This window comes from Prevotella sp. KH2C16 (genome assembly GCF_900113305.1).
GTDB lineage: Bacteria > Bacteroidota > Bacteroidia > Bacteroidales > Bacteroidaceae > Prevotella.
On the sequence record NZ_FOOW01000001.1, the window covers coordinates 71,334 to 87,882 of the forward strand.

Consider the following 16,549-nt stretch of genomic DNA (forward strand, 5'->3'; position numbering starts at 1 on the left):
TTCCATGCGATGGCGTGAACTGCCCCTGTCTATTTCCTCAACTGTAGCTTCATCGGGCCCACCAAACCGGCAGGAATCAGCGGACTCTTGGCATCGTAGAACTTAAACGAGGTATAGGTATAGCGGCGTTTACAGTCAGGCTGCTGATCGCCGATGATGCGGTTTCGCCACAAGCTCGTTACCGCAATCTCCACTTGGTTATCACCTTTCTTCAAGGCATCGGTGATATCTACGGAATAAGGCGGTTTCCACTGCCACCCGAAGTTCTTTCCATTCACCTTCACCCCGGCAAGATAATACACCGTGCCCAAATCCAGGAGAATCCGGCCTTGCTTAAGTTCTTTCTTCGAAAGCTTGAAATGATTGGTATACACGGCCGTTCCTCCGAAATACTTGATTCCGGCATCGCTTGATTCCGTATAAGACTTCAGGCTATCGGTGGTAATCATCTCCGGCGCACCGAGGTTTTTCTGGAACAGAACGGTCCAAGGGCCGTCAATGGTTTTCAGGTGCGAGAGAGTCGTCTCCGGCAGTTTCTGAATGGCATGATGGTCCACCTCTCCCTGGAATACCACGAACACGGCATCGCCCGGCGTCAGATTCAGTTCTACTATAGAGTTTTCATCGGTAATACGGTAGTTCACTTCTTCGGTCTCACCCGTCTCCGGGCGCCACACCATCGGTTTCAAGCCGCGCACATTGAAGGTTGCGTTCATCTTGCAACCGTGGAAAGAGCGATTGTTTATCCAATATATCTCGGCATCAGGAGTCGTACGGTGCACAAAGCGCAGGCTGTCCATGTCTTCGGCCTCAAAGTCGGGAGCCACCCCGATTGCCTTGAGCACATCGCCGACCGACATACCCGTATAGATATTCTTGCGCCCCGTGTTCCAAATATCGTCCACAAGGCGTTTCCATTCTTCCTTCGAATCACTCAAAGAGGGGCATACGGTAGGTCGTTCCCCGCAGACAGGCGCTCCTTTTCTTACCATTTCATCGAGTTTCCTAAGAGCCTGGACGGTCATCCTCGTTGTATTCTTGTCGAGCATGAGCAACCTGTATTTCATGCCCGAGGGAGCCACAAAGTCATGCCCGTCATACGAAAGCAGGTCAACAAGTGCCGTGGTATTCACATAGTCGTAGCTGTAAGAGGGCGGAACGGCCGGCAAGTCATTATTGAAACAAGCCGTTACATTGGTGTCCTCACCATAGTAGCAAGCCACATCCGCCACATACTGCCCCTGCGAGAGCATGTAACTGGTGCGTGCGAGGTAGTCGGTCCACGGCTTTGCCTGTTCTGCCCATGTCTCAAAACGATGGAACCATTGACCGTATACCTCCAGACCTTGTCCCGGAATCTTGTCGTCCACGGGCTGATGGGCACTCTCATGGATGACCACCCGGTTCAGTCCGCTGGCAAACTCGAGGTCTATCACCCGCTTCAAGATGCTTGGATAGAGTGAATAAGCCAACCCGATACCGTCGTTTCCATTCGCCGTCAGCGACTCGGCAGCCACGAGGTTCTGCCCCCAGAGGTGTGCCACGGAGGCCGACTCATGGATATCGGCCTGCTTCCCGTTCTCGGTCTTGTCCTTGAAATCCATCAGCCTGACACTCGACCACATGGCTCCCATCGGAATATCGGCGTTCTTCTTCACATCCATTCCGTCTGCGAGGAAGGGACGCGAGGACTCATGGCTTTCCATGTAGGTCTTTATTCCACGCCGGTGAAGTATTTCCCTGGCCTTGCCGTACTGGTTTTCCTGAATAAGCTCGCACAGGGTCTTGCGCCAGTCGAAAAGGAAGCGGTCGGTCTGCTCGGCGTCTCCCATAATCTGTCCTGCCAACGCAGGCATCCACGGAGTCAGCTCATAGCCGCGCCGACGCTTGAATTCTTCCTTTATTTTCGGGGTCCATGTGCAGATTCCAGCCTCATAGCTGTCGAACATCATGTGCTCGATACCGTCTTTGCCCATTCTGTTTCCCGAGGCATCCTGGTAGATGTCCACGAGATGTTCGAGATAACGGCCCACGGCATCGGCATCCAGTTTGTCCACTTCAAGCCCTGTCGCCTCCGGTGAGGCGGGATGGTTCTGCTTCCCGGTGAGGGAGTAGCCGAAGCGGTAGATGCGCCATTTACCCTTGGGTGCCTTCCATACAAGCTGTCCGTTGGCGTCTATCTTGTCGGTCAGGTCGACCACTTCTGCCAGCTGGGGTTCCTTGTCGCTGCTCACGGTAGGGCCTTTCGCTATATTCGAGGGCGTCCCGAAACCGGCCTTATCGGCCGCGCGGTTCACCTTGTTGACGGTGTAAAGGCGCAGTTCGCTTACCGCAATCGGCCGTTTCTGATTCTCGAAGCATACACGGAAGTATCTTGCCGTCGTCGAGGGGATATTCACCGTCTGGAGCATGGCTCCGCTAATGGGTATCTTGCAGATGTCGCGGAAGGTCTTGCCGTCGTCGCTGGCCTGCAGGAACTTCGTCGCGGCAGGCTCGTTGGTCGTCCATACGCGCCAGGTGCGCCCGTCAGCCACGCTCAGAGCCTTGATGGTGTAAGGCTTGTCAAACTCCACCTGAATCCATTTATAGCCCTTCGCGGTATCGCCCGGAAGCCTGGATGCCTTCACGACATCTTCGTCCGTCAACTGCCGTAGGGTGAAGTTGCCGTCGCTCGAGGTAATCCTCGCTCCCATTTGCTGCATGCTTAAATCGCCCGGAGAAAGGGGTACGGCGAGCACATTAATATCTTGATAGTAAGTCTGCCCATGGGCATCGTCGCCAGAAGGGACATTCTGGAAGGGGCCGCTCACCCTGAAAGGTTCCGGCAGCTGTATCTTCAAGGTGGAACCGCCTTGGACATCCGTCTCCCTCCATACCAGCTTCTTCATGGCATCCTCCGGCTTCACCCACGGCCCGCCGGTATTGCTCCAGCCCGGAGCACTGGTTACCGTGGTGGCCAGCCCTAACGAGTCGGCCAGGTCGACGGCATACTTGAAGCAGTCTTTCCATTCCGGTGTCATAAAAGTGATACGCTTCGGAACCACCCGCGGAGTCTTCAGCCCGGCATCGAAGATATGCACGCCTCCGATTCCCACCCGCTGCATCCACAAGAGATCCTTGCGGATGCCGTCTTTTGAGATGTTTCCGTTCATCCAATGCCACCACACCTGAGGCCGCGCCTCCTGCGGGGGATTCACAAAGCCGGCCTTCAACGCATTGTCCTGAGCCTGCATGCCTAAAGCCCAAAAGACACAAAGTGCCAAAGTAAAAATTCTGAAATGTTTCATCGTATGTTATTAAGTTTATCGCTTTCAATGGACAAAGATACTAAAAAATCTGCTATTAATCGCGATTCCCTCTATTATTTTGTGCTCTTAGGAGACGCTGAAAAGCACCGAGATCCCAGTAAGCCAAGCCCTTTTTAGACGCAGTTTTCGTCCATTTCATCGGCAAAAATAAGAATCAGATATAATAGAAAGGAATATAAGAGACCACCTCCTTGTTGACAAAATCGGCGAGATTGAACGACAAAATCGGCGAGATCGTGGGACAAAATCGGCGATTTTGTCAGGCAGGAGGTCGCCTCCTACAAATTCTTCAGCCGTATGCGGCACTCCTCAAGGATGCCCATGAGTTCCTCTACGGTCGTGGCACGGAGCATGGCGATGCGTGTCTGACGGAAATCGGGGATGCCCTTGAAGATGGGACTTGCCGCCAAATGGCGACGGGTGTGCAGGATGCCGCGGTACTCGTCGATGCGTGCGACATTGATGCGGAGCTGTTCCTCCAGCACATCTATCTTCGTGTCGAGGTCGAGCGAGGAACCGGAATCGCCCTTTCCATCGATGGCATTCCTTATTTCTCGGAATATCCAGGGGCAGCCGAAGGTGGCTCTGCCCACCATGACGGCATCCACCCCGTAGGCTTCAAACGCATGCCGGGCCTGCTCGGGCGTGGCGATGTCGCCGTTGCCGATAATCGGGATGTGGATGCGGGGATTCCGCTTCACCTCGCCGATGAGGCTCCAGTCGGCCTTGCCGGTATACATCTGGCTGCGGGTACGCCCGTGAATGGTGAGCACCTGGATGCCACAGTCCTGCAACTGCTCGGCCAATTCGGTGATAATCAGGTTCTCCTTGTCCCAGCCGAGGCGTGTCTTGGCGGTAACAGGGGTCTTTACGGCCTTTACCACCTCGCGAGCAATATCGAGCATCAGGGGGATATTCTTCAGCAGTCCGCTGCCCGCGCCCTTACTGGCAACCTTCTTTACCGGGCAGCCGAAGTTCAGGTCGATAACATCGGGGTGAACCTGCTCCACGATTTTTGCGGCCTCGACCATGGAATCCACATCTTTGCCGTAGATCTGGATGCCGACAGGACGCTCTGCTTCGTCGATGACCATCTTGGAAAGCGTTGATTTTATCGAGCGGATAATGGCATCGGCCGACACAAACTCGGTATAGACCATGGCAGCTCCATGCCGCTTGCAGAGCATGCGGAAGCCGATGTCCGTAACATCTTCCATCGGGGCGAGAAAGAGCGGACGCGGTCCGAATTCTATGTTGCCGATCTTCATTTCGGATGCAAAGATAGGAAAAAATCTTCAGTTGAGCAAATGATACATGCCTCCGGCAAAGGTTTTCACCACACCCTTCATTTCCAACGAGAAGAGCAAAGCCGACAGCCGGGGAATCGGGATGCCAGTCTTTAGGGTGAGGATGTTCACCTGAAGGTCGTTCTGCCGTGAGAGTGCCTTCACGATTTTCTGCTCATCCTCCGACAGATTCGGGAATAATTCCCGTTCTATGCCCTGCTGCCTGACCTCCGAGAGGCGTTTCTCCGTCTCCCATCCCATGGCCTTCACGAAGTCTTCGGCATTCGAGATGAGGGCGGCGCCGTTGTCGCGGATGAGGTTGTTACAGCCCTTGCTGAACTCCGACCCTACCGGACCGGGAAACGCAAAGACATCGCGGCCGTAGCTCTGGGCGATGCCACAAGTGATAAGGCCTCCTCCCTTGGGACCGCTCTCCACGAGAACCGTCGCGTCAGAGATGCCCGCCACGATGCGGTTTCGCCGCACGAAGTTCATCTTGTCGGCATTGGTGCAAGTGAGGAATTCGGTCAGCAACCCTCCATTTCTCACCATTTCATCGGCAATTTGCCGATGCTGGCGGGGATAAAGGTCGTCCAGGCCATGGGCAAGCACGCCCACCGTAGGGAATCCATTCTGCAACGCCTGGCGGTGGGCGTTGACATCCACCCCGTAGGCAAGTCCGCTCACGATGAGCACCTGCGGACAGAGCTGCTTCAGGTCGGCGCAGAATTGGCGGGTAATGTCTATTCCGTAAAGCGTAATATGCCGTGTTCCGACAATGTCTATCACCCTCGCCTGGTTGAGGTCGGCCGTCCCCTTATAAAACAATAGCAACGGCGCGTCGGCACATTCCTTGAGACGCTGGGGATAGCGGTCGTCGAGCATGCACAGGGGAGTTACTCCGTTCGCCCTGTCCCACTGCAACTCGGCCTCCGCACGGTGCATAGGCTCGCTGACATCCTTGAACGCCTCGACCAGCCGGGGCGACGCGTCGGGGATGACCTCACGGATGTCCTTGCGGTGCTCCATCACCGCCGTGGCCGAGCCCAACCTCCGATAGAGCTCCAGCATGCCGGCCAGCGAGAAGTAATTGATACGCGTGAGGGCTATGGAACAGAGTATCTCCTGCTCGTCCATCTATTCTGTCTCCAGATATTTGGCAAAGGCACGGTCGTATTCCTCGCTGTTCCCGAGCCTCCCGTCGATGAGGACAACAAGTTCGACGGTAGCCCTGAGGCAGAGTTTCTCGTCCTTCTCACGGAAGATATCCTGATTGAAGACATAGCGGAGGCCTTCTTTCCGGAGTCCCAGTCGCGAGATGAAGACATCGTCGCAGCAGAGAGGGGTTTTGTACTGAAGGTTCATCCGTGCCACCACGGCATCTATTCCTCGCTGGTGCATCTCGGAAAAGCTCAGGCCTGTGCTGAGCAGGAAAAGGTGGCGCGTATGCTCCATGTAGTGCAGATAGTTGGCATTGTTGACGATGCCCTGTATGTCGCACTCATAGTCGCGCACCTCCATGCGGGTCTCATAGATATATTTGCTCATCTTGTCTTTAGGTATTCGTATCCTATGCGGCAACGAAGGCAGTCCTTCCTGTCGCAATATTCTTTCTTCAACTGTATCAAAGCCTGCGAGTCGCCGGCGCTCCTCACGGTCAGGCCGCACGCTTTCCACATCTTTACGATATGGTTGTTTTCCGCCTTCAGCTGGTCGAGGAAGTCAAAGGCACGGTCGCAGAGCTTGTCAGACGACTTGTGCCGCCCATAGGCGAAGAGCATGGGGATGGCGGTGTTAATCATCAGCAAGTTGAGGGAGAACGGCGAGAGGCGCTTCTCGTTCCTGCTGCTCTCGGAGCCGAAGGTGTAGTGCGTCTCCCAATAAGGCGTTACCCGGGTCTTCAGAATCTCCTCCATCTGCTCCACGGTGGTGCATTCCATGAGTTGGCTAAGGCCGGCTTTCCGCCCGAAATACAAGTTCGCAAGCTGCGATATGCGGATATGAGGGAAGTTCTGGGGGCGCAGCCGCAGGAATCGCCACAGCTTATAGTCCATGGGATGCAAGCCGAACTTATGCGCCAGGTAAAGGTATTCGTCCCTCAACCGTGTGAAATAGCCGTCTTCCGAAGCTGCTTTTCGATACCTTTCCGGAACGGCGTCAAGCTCAAGGAGCCCTGCCTGACCCATGAAGATGGCCTCTATCTGGAAGAGATTGTCGCGGTGATGGTCTACGGCATGCAGGGGAATCGTCTTTGCCCACGCCTCGAAAGCCTCGCTGTTGATGCCGAACCCGTAGTTACGGGCCAGGGTTACGAAGTAGGCTGCCTCCCAACTGCCGCCGCAGTCGTCGGTTCTTTGCTTGATGGCCTCGGTCTTCTGCTCCAGTCGCTCGGTCTGCAAGGCGCTCATCCAGCTGTGAAGCATCAGCTTGCCGAGGTCGGGAATAATCCGGTAGCACGGCGGATACTGGTCAGTAGTGAGGAGTTCCTTATAATGATTCCTTACCGTTTGCGGCACTTCAAGCTCCAGCTGCGGGAGCGTCATGCCGCTGGCAGTCTTCGCCTCGGCATCGGCCTTTCCCACCACATGCAGTATCACATTGTCGTAATGGGCATCATGGTCGTGCCCATGAGCGAACCAATCGCTCGCCTCATCATGTATTTCAACATTCCCAACCCACAGAGTGCCGTCGATCTTGACCTTCGCATTGAAGAAGTCCGGTCCGGAATTGCGGTTATGGAGTCCCGGGTCGATAACCTCGACGAGCTTTCCGCTCGTGGTCCTCAAATCGCCTAAGGGAAGCAGCCTGTGCTTCCAACAATAGTGAATCAGCTCCTCCATGCGTGCCGGTAATGTTTCTTTCTAAAGTGCAAAACTACTAAATTTTTCGTAATAGATAAAGGAAAGAGTAAAAAAATGACTATCTTTGCCGCATAATTAGTAATTGCAATTATGAAAATAGCATTGATCGGCTACGGCAAGATGGGGCACATGATTGAGCAGATAGCCCTTGAGCGTGGCCACGAAATCGTGAGTATTATCGACATTGACAATCCTCAAGACTTCAATTCTCCTGCCTTTGCATCGGCTGATGTCGCCATCGAGTTCACCAACCCGACTGCCGCCTACGCCAATTACCTAAAGGCCTTCGAGCACAATGTCAAGGTTGTGTCGGGCTCCACGGGATGGATGAAAGACCACAAGGCCGATGTGGAGAACCTGACAAAGGACGGGAAGCAGACCCTCTTCTGGGCTTCCAACTTCTCAATCGGCGTTGCCATCTTCGCCGCCGTCAACCGTTACCTGGCAAAAATCATGAACCAGTTTCCGCAATACGAGGTGGAGATGGAGGAGACCCACCACATCCACAAGCTCGACGCACCGTCGGGAACGGCCATCACACTGGCAGAAGACATCGTCGACAACATCGACCGCAAGAGCGACTGGAAAGCCGGAACCACCACATGGGACGACGGCCGCGTAGAAGGAGACGGCCGGCACAAGCCCGAAGAACTGATGATCAACAGCGTGCGGCATGCCGAAGTGCCGGGCATACACACCGTTTCCTACGACTCGGAGGCCGACAAAATCACCATCACCCACGACGCCCACAGCCGCAAGGGGTTTGCCCTCGGTGCCGTGCTGGCGGCAGAATATACCCTGAACCACACCGGGTTGTTGACCACAAGCGACCTCTTTAAATTCTAAAAAACATTCAGAACAATGATAGACAAAGAAAAAGCAAAGCTCAATATGACGCACCAATGGGTAAAGTTCATCATCGTATTGGTGCTTTATCTCATCTTCCTGTATTGGGTGAGGAGCTGGTGGGGGCTCCTCGTGGTGCCCTTCATCTTCGATATTTACATCACGAAGAAAATCCGCTGGCAGTGGTGGAAAGACTCGGAAGGCCCGGTGCGATGGGTCATGAGCTGGGTAGACGCCCTCGTCTTTGCCCTCGTGGCGGTTTATTTCATCAACCTCTTCTTCTTCCAGAACTATGTCATTCCCTCCAGTTCGCTGGAAAAGTCGCTGCTCACGGGCGACTATCTCTTCGTGAGCAAGGTGAGTTACGGGCCACGCATACCGCAGACTCCGCTCACCATGCCGCTCACCCAGCACACACTTCCCATCATCAACACCAAGAGCTACATACCCTGGCCGCACTGGGACTACCGCCGCGTGAAAGGCCTGGGCGATGTGAAGCTCAACGACATCGTGGTTTTCAACTATCCCGCAGGCGACTCCATCTGCACGGAACCCCAGTATCAGAACGACTATTACTCCATGGTATACAACTTCGGGGAATACTATTACAACCAGCGATACCCCGACCATGTGGACATCAGCACGCTCAACAAGCAGGAGCAGTATGACTATTTCGCCGAAATCTACAATGTCGGCCGCAGCTATATCAAGGCCAACCCCAACCAGTATGGCGACATCGGCTGGCGTCCTACCGACCGCCGGGAGAACTATGTGAAGCGGTGCGTGGGACTGCCGGGGCAGACTCTCCAGATAAAAAACCGCATCGTGTATCTTGACGGAAAGCCCAACAAGGAACCGGAAAATGTGCAGTACACCTATTATGTCAAGTTCAAGGCCGACCTCCCGGATGAGCTGATGAAACAGCTGGGCATCTCCATGGAAGACCTGACGAGCCTTAATCAGAACGGCTACATGCCGCTGACGAGGGCGGCGGTAAAGGTGCTGAGCGCCCGGAAGGACCTCGTGGAGAGCATCCGGCTCAATACCGAGCCCTATGCGGGCAACCTCTACCCCTGGAATACCGTTACGGGCTGGACCTGCGACAACTACGGTCCGGTCTGGATACCCAAGAGGGGAGCGACCGTGACCCTCAGCATGAACAACATCGCTCTCTACGAGCGCCCCATCAAGGTGTATGAGGGCAACGAACTCGAGGTGAAGAACAACCAGATTTACATCAACGGCAAGCTCGCCCACAGCTATACCTTCAAGCTCGACTATTACTGGATGATGGGCGACAACCGCCACAACAGCGCCGACTCACGCTATTGGGGCTTCGTTCCGGAAGACCACATCGTCGGGAAACCCATCTTCATCTGGTGGAGTTCAGACCCCGACCGCCACGGAATCGGCGGTATTCGCTGGAGCCGGCTTTTCCGCTGGGTGGACAACATCAAATAAACCGCAGATATGAGGAATGCCGTCAAGTTCTTAATCTCACTGGTGGCAGCCTTCATCGTACTGCTGCTCGTCAGAGCCTTGGCGTTTACCGTCTACACGATACCCGACAAGGCCTTGGAGCCTACATTGCTCCAAGGCGACAGGGTGATCGTAAACCGATGGAGCTACGGCCTCAGAACCGGCGGCGATTCTTTGTTCTGCTATGCGCGGATTATGAAATCACCCGTCAGAAAAGGCGATTTCATCGCATTTTATTCTCCTGTTGACACCACGAAAAAGATTTCTTCCCGTGAGGTTTTCATCGGCAAGGTGAACGCCTTGCCGGGAGACACCATCACCGTCTACGGAAAGAGCTTCGTGCTCCCAAAGGACTGCCAGGCCTGCTCGTGGCCCTATCAGGCACCTTATGCCATAGGCTCCGCGAAGAGCGACTGCCTGCTTCTGGTGCCCGGGAAGAATATCATCGGGCGTGCCTGCCTCGTTGTCTACAACTTCCACGACGGCAGACTGGACAAAAAACGCTGGCTAAAGCTCATTCCATGACGACTGCCCTGCTCACATCCACTTATTTCGGCCCGGTGCAGTGGTATCAGAAGCTGAACCGATATGACAGCTGCCGGATAGAGTGCCACGACAACTACCAGAAGCAGACCTACCGCAACCGCTGCCTCATAGCCACCACCAACGGCATACAGGCTCTCTCCATCCCGATAGAAAGATACGAGGGAGGGAAGTGCGAGATGAAGGACATCCGCATCAGCGACCACGGCAACTGGCGCCACCTGCACTGGAACGCCCTGCTCTCAGCCTACGGCGAGAGTCCTTTCTTCGAGTTCTATGCCGACGACATAGCCCCTTTCTTCGAGCGGAAGTGGGACTTCCTGGTGGATTTCAACATGGAGATAACGCGAAAAATGTGCGATCTCATCGATATAAGGCCCCACATTTCACTTACCGAGGAATACCGGAAAGACATGCCGGAAGCCACCGCCGACTTCCGCGAAGTCATCCACCCCAAGCATCCGAAGCCCGACGAAGAGTTTGAAAGCAAGCCTTACTATCAGGTATACCAGCAGAAATTCGGATTCCAGGCAAACCTCAGCATCCTCGACTTGCTGTTCAACGAGGGCAACGAAGCCATTTTCTATCTATAGGGAATCCACCTTTTATTTACGGAGGAAGCACCGGTGCATAGCGAAAAGCCGCATGCTATATGCCAGTATGCGGCCTTTTGCCTGCCGGGAAGCCGCATTCCGGAGGTGTTTCAGTAACTGAAACAAAGTGTTTCTACTACTGAAACAAGATGTTTCAACCATTGAAACACCTGTAGGAAGTCGCTTTTAACGATAAACAAGGGTAGTAATACAATCGCTGTTGAATACTTCCCGGGCCACTTGTCGCAACTGTTGGGGGGTAATGGCGTCAATCCGGGCATACAGGGAAGTGAGGTCCCGCTCCCAGCCATAGTGCAGGAAGCTCTTGCCGAAATCGAGGGCAAAGTTCTCGCGGTTGTCGCACGCCACGCCTATCTGCCCCTTTATCTGCTTCTTTGCCCTGCTTAGTTTAAGTTCAGAGAGCTCATTTTTGCCCATTTCATCGAGCTCTTTGCGCACGAGCCGCAGGCACAGGTCGATGTCGTCGGCATCGCATCCGAAGTAGGTACACCACAATCCGGTGTCGCTATAGCTCACCATACTGCTGTCTACGGTATAGACCAGTCCATGGCGTTCGCGCAGGGCGAGGTTCAGCCGGGCGTTCATACCCGGGCCGCCGAGCATATTGTTGAGCAGATAGAGCGGCATGCGCCGCTCGTCGCGGATGTCGTAGCCCCGTGTCCCCAGCATCACATGTGCCTGATGAGTGTGCCTGTCGCGGACGACGGTCTGCCCTAATTGCCCCCATGAAGGCTGCTGCTCCGGCTTCCTGACGACGCTTCGGCGGCTTTCAGGAATATCGGCGGTATATTTCTCCAGCAGCCTCAGCAGTTTCCGGAAGTCGATGTCGCCATAGGCAAAGAATATGGAGTTGGCAGGCGTATAGAAGCGGTTCACGAAGCGCAGGGCGTCGGCCGTGGTATAGGAGCGCACCCGCTCGGCCGTGCCCAAGATGTTATGGCCCAGCGGATGGCCGTCGAAAATCAGGTTTTCGAAATCATCGTAGATAAGCTCCGACGGCGAATCGTTGTAACTCTCGATTTCATCGCAGATAACCTCTACCTCCTTCTCAATCTCGGCCTGCGGATAGACGGAGTGGAAGACGATGTCGGAGAGCAGGTCGACCGCCCGTTCCAGATGGTCCTTGAGTATCGCCGCATAGTATACGGTGTCCTCCTTGTTGGTGAAGGCATTGAGGTCGCCTCCCACGCTTTCCAGGTAATTGATGATCTGGAAAGGCCTGCGGCGGGCGGTGCCCTTGAAGGTTACATGCTCGCAGAAGTGCGCCAGGCCTTCTTCGCCGGGGTTTTCGTCGCGCGTGCCGGCATTTATCTCGTATCCACAATACAGCACGGGGGAATCCGACGGAAGGTGTATGACGCGGAGCCCGTTTCCCAATTTGTAGGTATTATATTTCATATCAGATGCAAAAATACGGAATTTTACTTTGTTTTCTGCTCTTTTTTTCGGATATTTGCATATCATTTCATAGAAACATCATGCGCAAAGTCATCGGCATCGGAGAAACAGTTCTCGACATTATATTCAGAGACGGGCAGCCCATAGGAGCCTATCCGGGCGGCTCCACATTCAACTCGGTCATCTCGCTGGGCAGGGCGGGCGTGGAAACCAGCTTCATTTCGGAAACCGGAAACGACCGCGTGGGCGACAAGATCGTCTCCTTTCTCAAGGAAAACGGCGTGAATGCCGACAATGTGAACCGGTATCCGGACAGCAAGTCGCCCATCTCGCTGGCATTCCTCAACGAGCACAACAACGCGGAATACCTATTCTATAAAGACCCGACGAACGACCAGTTCGACTTTACATACCCCGACATACAGGCCGACGACATCGTCATCTTCGGGTCGTACTATGCCGTGAACCCCGCCATCCGCCCCCAGGTGGTGGGGCTGCTGGACTATGCGCGCAGCCGGGGAGCCATCATCTATTATGATGTGAACTTCCGTCCGGCCCACAAGAACGAGGTGATGCGGATAACGCCGAACCTGCTGGAAAATCTGGAATATGCCGACATCGTGCGCGGGAGCAACGAGGATTTCGAGACCCTGTATAAGAAAGACGACCCCGACAAGGTGTATAACTCCGAGATATCCTTCTATTGCAAGAAGTTTATCCATACGCAAGGAGCCAGAGCCGTGGAGGTAAGGGCGGAGAACGCTCTCCGGAAGAGCTACCCCGTGAACTCCACCGAAACCGTGAGCACCATCGGAGCCGGCGACAACTTCAATGCCGGATTCATCTATGGAATGCTGCGGCTGGGCATCACGCACGAAAAGATAGAGCAAGGCCTCGGCGAGGAACAGTGGGACGGGCTGGTGCACTATGGCCAGCTCTTCGCCGGGGAATGCTGCAAAAGCCTCTACAACTATGTCTCCCGGGAATTCGGAGAACGGATGAAGACAGAACTCAACCTATCAAGAAAATAAAAAAAGAAGAAATGAAAGAAATCAAGAACAAGGTCTTTTATGTGGGTGTAAACGACCGCAACAAGGCGTTATTCGAAGGGCTATGGCCCCTCCCCTACGGAGTTTCCTACAATTCGTACCTCATCGACGACGAGAAGGTGTGCCTGATCGACACCGTAGAGGTGGGCTTCTTCCCCCAATTCCTGGAGAATATCCATGAAGTCATCGGCGACAGGACGATAGACTATCTGGTCATCAACCATATGGAGCCTGACCACAGCGGCTCGCTGCCCCTCCTGCTGAAGTATTATCCTGACATAAAGATCATCGGCAACAAGAAGACCTTCGACATGATAGGAGGCTTCTATCACATCAAAGACAACAAGATAGAGATAAAAAACGCCGACACAATCAGCCTCGGACGCCATACACTTAACTTCTATATGACCCCGATGGTGCACTGGCCGGAGACCATGATGACCCTCGACACCACCGACGGCATCCTTTTCTCGGGCGACGGGTTCGGATGCTTCGGCGCGCTGAACGGCGGCATCGTAGACGAGGCCATCGACACCGACTGGTGCTGGCTGGAAATGATTCGCTATTATTCCAACATCGTGGGCAAATACGGCACTCCCGTGCAGAACGCACTGAAGAAACTGGCCACGATAGAGTTTGACTATATCTGCTCCACCCACGGCCCCGTATGGCACAAATATATAAAGAAAGTGGTGGAAATGTACGACCACATGAGCCGCTACGAGACCGAGCCGGGACTCATCATCTGCTATGGCACGATGTACGGAAACACCGAGAGGATGGCGGAAATCATCGCCAAGGCGGCCTCGGAGGCAGGCGTAAAGAACATCGGGATGTTCAATGTCTCGAAGACCCACCACTCGTATATCCTCCGCGACCTGTTCCGCTTCAAGGGACTCATTGTCGGCGCGCCGACCTACAACAACGGCCTGTATCACGAAATGGAGACCCTGCTGTCGGAAATCGCCAACAAGGACATCAAGAACCACTACATAGGCTGGTTCGGAAGTTTTGCCTGGGCAGGAAAGGCCGTGCAGAAAATCAACGACTGGAACGAAAACAAGATTCACTTCGAGCCCGTGGGCGAGCCTGTGGAGATGAAACAGGCACTCACGCCGGAAGTCAAGGCGCAATGCGAGGCACTGGGCAAAGCCATGGCAGAGAAGCTCCTGGCCGAATGAATATAGCATGGGCGAAAACAGGAATAGAGACTGACACAGCTTCCGGACAAGGGCACTCCTAAAAGGAAAAACCTCTGCCGTGAAGTCTTTATTCCTCCACACACAGCCGGAAAGGGAACCCGCCCCTTTGAGAAAGAGACCTTATTCAAGATTTTAATACTATCATGACATGAAGAAAAACAAGTTCGGACTGCTGCCCCGCATCATCCTGGCCATTATCCTGGGTATCCTCTGCGGCAACTTCTTCCCGCTGCCATTGGTAAGGGTATTCGAGACCTTCAACAGCATCTTCAGCCAGTTTCTCGGATTCATAGTCCCGCTGATCATCGTGGGACTGGTGGTTCCAGCCATTGCGGATATCGGCAAGGGAGCCGGACGGCTGCTGCTCGTAACGGTGATACTGGCCTATCTCGACACGGTTTGTGCCGGATTCCTCTCGTACGGGACGGGCTCGTGGCTGTTCCCGGACATGATAGCCAACTCCCATTTCAGCAGGACGGCAGAAGAAAGCGTGAAGATAATGCCTTACTTCACGCTCAACATCCCGCCGCTGCTCGATGTCATGAGCGGCCTGATATTCTCCTTTGTCGTGGGCCTGTGCATCACGATGGCTAACCTCGGCAGCCTCAGGGGGGTATTCAACGACTTCAAGGAAGTGATTACCATCACGATCGGCAAGGTGCTCATTCCCCTGCTGCCACTCTACATCTTCGGCGTATTCCTGAATATGACACACTCCGGGCAGGCCTACCGCATCATGCTGGTGTTCGCGCAGATTATCATCGTCATCTTCGTGCTGCATGTATTCATCCTTCTTTACCAATATTTCATTGCCGGCGCACTTGCAGGAAAGAACCCGCTGAAACTCTTGGCGACAATGATTCCCGCCTATCTGATGGCTTTGGGCACTTCCTCGTCGGCCGCAACCATACCGGTTACCCTGAAGCAGACAATTAAAAACGGGGTGAGAGAAGAGATTGCGGGCTTCGTCATACCGCTGAACGCAACGATTCACTTGTCGGGCTCGGCCATGAAAATTACCGCCTGTGCCCTTGCCATCTGCCTGTTGGAAGGACTGCCCCACGACCCTCTGCTCTTCGTAAACTTCATTCTGATGCTGAGCATCATGATGGTGGCGGCACCGGGCGTGCCGGGAGGAGCCATCATGGCAGCCCTGGCTCCCTTGGCGAGCATCCTCGGCTTCAACAGCGACCAACAAGCATCGATGATAGCCCTTTACATTGCAATGGATTCCTTCGGCACGGCATGCAATGTAACAGGAGACGGAGCCATCGCCGTCGTCATCGACAGATTCTTCAAGCGAGGCCCTAAGCAAGCAGCTTAGCCAGCTCCTCAAGGCTGCCGGCCACGGCTATGGCCCCATGGTAATCGCCTCGGATGAAGCCGCGTGCCTGCAAGTCGTCGAGCATCTCTATGGTCTTGTTCCAGAAACCTTTCATGTTATAGAGAATGACGGGCTTATGATGGTATCCTATCGTGTGGGACGATGCCATGGTAAAGACTTCGTCGAGCGTGCCGATGCCGCCGGGAAGGGCTATGGCCGCATCGCTGTGCTGCAACATGAGTTCCTTGCGATCGGAAAGATTGTCGCATAGAATCTCGACATCTACATAGTCGGAGATTTCACCGTGCTCTTCCACCAGACGGGGAATCACGCCGACGGTCTCTCCGCCTGCCTCCTTCACCGACTTTGCGATGCACTCCATAAGCCCCAGATTACAGCCTCCGAAAACGAGGGAATGGCCGTGAGCCACGAGCCACCGCCCCAGTTCCCCGGTCATCTCGAAGAAATCTGGATCTATCACACTGTTTGCAGAACAAAAAACAGATACCTTCATTGCATTATTTTTCCTACAAAGATAATGCTTTTCCGTAACATACACAAGCCTTGGCGGCAAAAGAATCGGGGACTAAAAACAAGAGTGGCGGTGAGAAATCACCGCCACTCTTAGTATAGTTATCG

At 54.3% G+C, this 16,549-nt stretch carries 14 protein-coding genes; 7 read left to right on the top strand and 7 right to left on the bottom strand.

Annotated features, from left to right (window positions below):
* Positions 1-29: 29 nt before the first annotated feature.
* The 5 genes from BM114_RS00340 to BM114_RS00360 form a co-directional block, all read right to left on the bottom strand.
* Positions 30-3,287, bottom strand: coding sequence for a glycosyl hydrolase (locus BM114_RS00340; protein WP_092108905.1), 3,258 nt, complete (start codon positions 3,285-3,287; stop codon positions 30-32).
* 299 nt (positions 3,288-3,586) lie between these two features.
* A complete protein-coding gene (dusB, locus tag BM114_RS00345) occupies positions 3,587-4,576 on the bottom strand; it encodes a tRNA dihydrouridine synthase DusB (protein WP_092108909.1) in 990 nt (329 codons plus the stop codon).
* A 27-nt stretch (positions 4,577-4,603) separates the two neighbouring features.
* The gene (gene dprA, locus BM114_RS00350) at positions 4,604-5,731 is read right to left on the bottom strand and encodes a DNA-processing protein DprA (protein WP_092108914.1); all 1,128 of its coding nucleotides are present in this window, start codon (positions 5,729-5,731) and stop codon (positions 4,604-4,606) included.
* A complete protein-coding gene (locus BM114_RS00355) occupies positions 5,732-6,142 on the bottom strand; it encodes an acyl-CoA thioesterase (RefSeq protein WP_092108918.1) in 411 nt (136 codons plus the stop codon).
* Positions 6,139-7,434 (bottom strand): DUF2851 family protein, encoded by a 1,296-nt coding sequence (locus tag BM114_RS00360; protein ID WP_092108921.1) that lies wholly within the window; start codon positions 7,432-7,434, stop codon positions 6,139-6,141. Before BM114_RS00360 ends, BM114_RS00355 begins: the two co-directional genes overlap by 4 nt.
* Positions 7,435-7,545: 111 nt before the next feature.
* Here BM114_RS00360 and dapB point away from each other — a divergent pair, with 111 nt between their 5' ends.
* The 4 genes from dapB to BM114_RS00380 are packed head-to-tail and all read left to right on the top strand — an operon-like array spanning position 7,546 to position 10,916.
* Positions 7,546-8,301 (top strand): 4-hydroxy-tetrahydrodipicolinate reductase, encoded by a 756-nt coding sequence (dapB, locus tag BM114_RS00365; protein ID WP_092108925.1) that lies wholly within the window; start codon positions 7,546-7,548, stop codon positions 8,299-8,301.
* 15 nt (positions 8,302-8,316) lie between these two features.
* The gene (gene lepB / locus BM114_RS00370) at positions 8,317-9,762 is read left to right on the top strand and encodes a signal peptidase I (protein WP_092108928.1); all 1,446 of its coding nucleotides are present in this window, start codon (positions 8,317-8,319) and stop codon (positions 9,760-9,762) included.
* 9 nt (positions 9,763-9,771) lie between these two features.
* Positions 9,772-10,305, top strand: a complete 534-nt coding sequence (gene lepB, locus BM114_RS00375; RefSeq protein ID WP_092108932.1) for a signal peptidase I — start codon at positions 9,772-9,774, stop codon at positions 10,303-10,305.
* Entirely contained in the window at positions 10,302-10,916 is a 615-nt protein-coding gene (locus BM114_RS00380) for a WbqC family protein (RefSeq protein ID WP_092108937.1), read from the top strand. The genes lepB (BM114_RS00375) and BM114_RS00380 overlap by 4 nt, the downstream gene beginning before the upstream one ends.
* 186 nt (positions 10,917-11,102) lie before the next feature.
* Here BM114_RS00380 and BM114_RS00385 read toward each other — a convergent pair whose 3' ends face one another.
* Positions 11,103-12,335: a M16 family metallopeptidase gene (locus BM114_RS00385; RefSeq protein WP_092109701.1), complete on the bottom strand. Its 1,233-nt coding sequence runs from the start codon at positions 12,333-12,335 to the stop codon at positions 11,103-11,105.
* 80 nt (positions 12,336-12,415) lie between these two features.
* Here BM114_RS00385 and BM114_RS00390 point away from each other — a divergent pair, with 80 nt between their 5' ends.
* The 3 genes from BM114_RS00390 to BM114_RS00400 all read left to right on the top strand — a co-directional run bounded on the left by BM114_RS00390 (position 12,416) and on the right by BM114_RS00400 (position 15,910).
* Positions 12,416-13,366 carry a carbohydrate kinase family protein gene (locus tag BM114_RS00390; protein ID WP_092108941.1) on the top strand — a complete coding sequence of 317 codons (951 nt, stop codon included), beginning with the start codon at positions 12,416-12,418 and terminating at the stop codon, positions 13,364-13,366.
* 11 nt (positions 13,367-13,377) lie between these two features.
* A complete protein-coding gene (locus tag BM114_RS00395; RefSeq protein WP_092108945.1) occupies positions 13,378-14,565 on the top strand; it encodes an FprA family A-type flavoprotein in 1,188 nt (395 codons plus the stop codon).
* A 169-nt stretch (positions 14,566-14,734) separates the two neighbouring features.
* A complete protein-coding gene (locus BM114_RS00400; protein ID WP_092108948.1) occupies positions 14,735-15,910 on the top strand; it encodes a dicarboxylate/amino acid:cation symporter in 1,176 nt (391 codons plus the stop codon).
* On the opposite strand, the gene BM114_RS00405 is transcribed toward BM114_RS00400, so the two are convergent.
* Positions 15,894-16,424, bottom strand: a complete 531-nt coding sequence (locus tag BM114_RS00405; protein ID WP_092108952.1) for an LOG family protein — start codon at positions 16,422-16,424, stop codon at positions 15,894-15,896. The two genes, BM114_RS00400 and BM114_RS00405, sit on opposite strands and share 17 nt — an antisense overlap.
* Positions 16,425-16,549 lie beyond the last annotated feature (125 nt).